General features: G+C 75.4%; 2 protein-coding genes. One reads left to right on the top strand and one right to left on the bottom strand.

The window, feature by feature from the left end:
- Positions 1 to 197: 197 nt before the first annotated feature.
- Positions 198 to 1739 carry an amidohydrolase family protein gene (locus tag ACZ6AA_RS39250; protein ID WP_468458559.1) on the bottom strand — a complete coding sequence of 514 codons (1542 nt, stop codon included), beginning with the start codon at positions 1737 to 1739 and terminating at the stop codon, positions 198 to 200.
- Positions 1740 to 2063: 324 nt separating this feature from the next.
- Between ACZ6AA_RS39250 and ACZ6AA_RS39245 the strand changes: the two genes are divergently transcribed.
- Positions 2064 to 3074, top strand: coding sequence for a Ppx/GppA family phosphatase (locus tag ACZ6AA_RS39245; RefSeq protein ID WP_468458561.1), 1011 nt, complete (start codon positions 2064 to 2066; stop codon positions 3072 to 3074).
- The last annotated feature ends 180 nt before the right edge of the window (positions 3075 to 3254 follow it).

Here is a 3254-nt window from a genome sequence, read left to right as displayed (position 1 = left end):
GGCAACGACGCCTGGATCGCCCTGGCCTGGCTCTTCGGTCTGTCCATCGTCGGCTACCTGTGGGCCAAGGCCTCCTTCAACAAGGACGCCAAGCGGTAGGAGCGAAGCTCCCCCTGAACTGAGGGTCTCGGAGTCGGCGGACTCCGAGACCCTCGCCTATTCGCCCTGCGCCCGGGGCATCCGAAGGCCCCGGGCGCTCAGCGCCGCACCGGCCGCCCCGGCAGCGCCCCCGCCACCACCTCCCCGTCCGCCACCACCGGCACCCCGCCGACCAGCACATGGGCGAACCCCACCGACGGCAGGGTGCTGTCGGCGTACGTGGCCCGGTCGCCGACCGCCGCGAGGTCGAAGACGGCGAGGTCGGCGTCGCAGCCGACCTGGACGCGCCCCTTGTGGCGCAGCGCGGGCACGCCGGACTCCAGGACGCGCGCGGGCAGCAGCGTGGCGCGGCCGACGGCGTCCAGGAGGTCGAGGGCGCCGAGTTCGCGGACGTAGCGGCGCAGCATCCTGGCGAACGTGCCCGCGGTGCGCGGGTGGGTGACCGCGGCGCCCGGCGGCAGCGGCCACGCCAGTGGGTCCGGCGCCGGACCGGTCCAGGTCAGCGGCATCGCGTCGGAGCCGATGACCGTCGCGGGGTGCAGCAGGGCCCGGTCGATGAACGCCCGGTCGTGTGCGTCGGCCTCGTCGAGGAAGTGCAGGACGGCGAGGGCGCCCGGGTCGGCGGCGCGCAGCTCGCGCAGCCGACCGGCGTCGCGGACCCGCTCGCCCGTCGCCGCGAGGACCACGTCCGTGACGTCGAGCCCGGCCGCGGGCAGCAGCTCCGGCGCGAGGAACGAGGCGCCGACGGCGGTCATGCCCGCGCCGTACGGATACGCCTCCGTGGAGACCCGGCCGCCCTCGGCCCGGGTCCGGTCCATGAGGGCGAGGACCCGGTCGGTGTGCCGCCGGGACGTCGACGTCACATGGCAGTAGTGGGCGTGCACACCGGTCTCGCCCGCCGCCCGCGCGATCTCCTCGGCGCCGTCGACGGGAGTGTCCGCGACCTGCTCGACGAGGTTCCTGGCGTGCGTGAAGGTCGGCAGCCCGGCGAGCGCGGCGAGGCGGGCCACGGCCAGGTACTCCTCGGGCCGGATGCGGGGCGCGTAGCCGACGATGAGGCCGATGCCGAGGGCGCCGTCGGCGAGGTCGCGGCGCAACAGCTCAAGGAGCGCCTCCTCCTGGGGCCGGGTGGCCTCGCGCTGCCAGGCCGCGTCGCCCAGGTGGTCCAGGGCGGCCGTCGCGCCGCCGCCGTGCGGGAGCGCGCCGACGGCGGCCATGCGGGCCTGCGCCCAGGAGGCGGAGAAGCCGTAGTTGAGCGGGCGGCCCTCGACGGCGGCCTGCCGGTAGGCCTCCGCGACGGGGGAGAGGCCGAGTTCGAGTTCCAGGGCCGTCGTCACCCCGTCGAGGGCTTGCAGGCGGTGGCCGGGCACGGTGTGCGAGTGGCTGTGCAGGTCGATGAAGCCCGGGGCGACGACCAGGCCCGTCACGTCGAGCGTCCGGCGTGCGGCCAGGCGCCACGGCGGTTGCGGGGAGGCCTCGGGCGCGGGGGCGGCCGGGGCCGTCGGCGAGACCGCCGAGATCGTCCCCGCGGTCACGGCCACGTCGGCGATCGCGTCGAGACCGGTCTCCGGATCGAGGACCCGGCCCCCGCGCAGGACCAGGTCGTGAAGGTGTCCGGGCGGTGCGGCGGGAGAAGTCATACGGCCACGCTAGGGCCTGTCCGCCGGGCCGGAGTCGATCGCACGGGGTCCGACTCCCCACTCTCGGCCGCGCTTCGAGCCGAGGATGCTTCATCCGAGGACATGAGGCCATGGAGACATGGGGCCATGAGGACATGGGGCCATCCGGCGCCTCACGATCGACCGGGAAGCAGCCAGGGGATCATGGACCAGGGATCAGGGGGCGAAATGACCTTTCCATGCGCGACGGTTGACGAAAAGATGTCGTACAGAAGAAGTACGAGCAAACGACAGGTGTCCGAATCGCGGCGCGTGTCAGGACGTGCCGGGGGGTACTGAGGGCTCATGCGAGTGAGCGTGCTGGATGTGGGATCGCGCACGGTGCGCCTGGTGGTGGCGGATGCCATGGGCGGGGCGCCGCTGCCCGTGCACACCGCGAAGTGGCGGCTACGCCTCGGCGAGCGGGTGGAGCCCGGCGGACCGCTGGACGAGGACGCCGTGAGGCATCTCGTGCGCGCCGTCGACGAGGCCGCGGTGACGGCCGAACGGTGGGGCGCCGCCGAGCCGTTGGCCTTCGCGACCGCGGTGGTGCGGGACGCGCCGAACCGCCTCGACGTCCTGCACGCCGTCCGGGCGAGCACCGGTGTCGGTCTGTGCACCCTGCCCGGTGAGCTGGAGGCGGAGCTGACGTTCCTCGGCGCGCGGCGGTGGCTCGGCTGGCAGGCGGGGCCGCTCGTCCTGTTCGACATCGGCGGCGGCTCACTGGAGGTGGCGTACGGGCGCGGGCGGCTGCCGGACTTCGTGGCGAGCCTGCCGCTCGGCGCGAACAGGCTGACGCACGAGTTCCTGCACGACGCGGACCCGCCGTCCCCGCAGGCGCTCAAGGCGCTGCGGCGCCGGGTCCGCCATCAGCTGCGGGACGTGGCCGCGCGGATCCGCTGGGAGGGGCCCCGCACGGCCGTCGCCACCTCGCGGACGTTCCAGCAGCTGGCCCGGCTGACCGGTGAAGTCCCAGGCCGCCACGGCCTGTTCGCGTCCCGCCGCCTCGAGCGGTCCGCGCTGCGCCGGGCCAAGGAGCGGCTCGCGCTGCTGCCCGCGGCCGAGCGCGCCGGGCTTCCGGGGATCTCGGCGCCGCGGGCGGCCCAGAGTCTGGCCGGGGCGGTCGTCGGGCACACGGCCATGAAACTCATGGGCGTCAAATCGGCGGACATCTGCCCCTGGGCGGTCCGCGAGGGCATCCTGCTGCGCCACATCGAGGAGGGCGCCCAGTGGTGGGCGGGCGTGACGAGGGAGCTCACGGACGGCGAGAGTCGCCGCCGGACGAGCAGAGGGTCACTGCGGGTCGCCTCGTCCTGACCCGCGCCCCGGCCTGCTGATCCGCGCCTCGCCCCGCCCCGTGCCTCGCCCCGGCGTGCGGTGGGGGGGGGGGGGGGGGGGGGGGGGGGGAGGAGAGGGGGGGGGGGGAGGGGGGGGGGGGGGGGAGAGGGGAGGGGGAAGCGGAAGGGAAGGGAGGGGGCGGGACGGGGGGCGGATCAC

Source organism: Streptomyces sp. NPDC040610 (genome assembly GCF_055594065.1).
The sequence above is the reverse complement of the archived record's forward strand: the minus strand, read 5'-3'. Positions and strand labels throughout refer to the sequence as shown.

What these genes read in the sequence shown, in the direction of transcription:
- ACZ6AA_RS39250 (WP_468458559.1), bottom strand. Translation starts at nt 1,739, where the DNA reads ATGACTTCTCCCGCCGCACCGCCCGGACACCTTCACGACCTGGTCCTG.
- ACZ6AA_RS39245 (WP_468458561.1), top strand. Translation starts at nt 2,064, where the DNA reads ATGCGAGTGAGCGTGCTGGATGTGGGATCGCGCACGGTGCGCCTGGTG.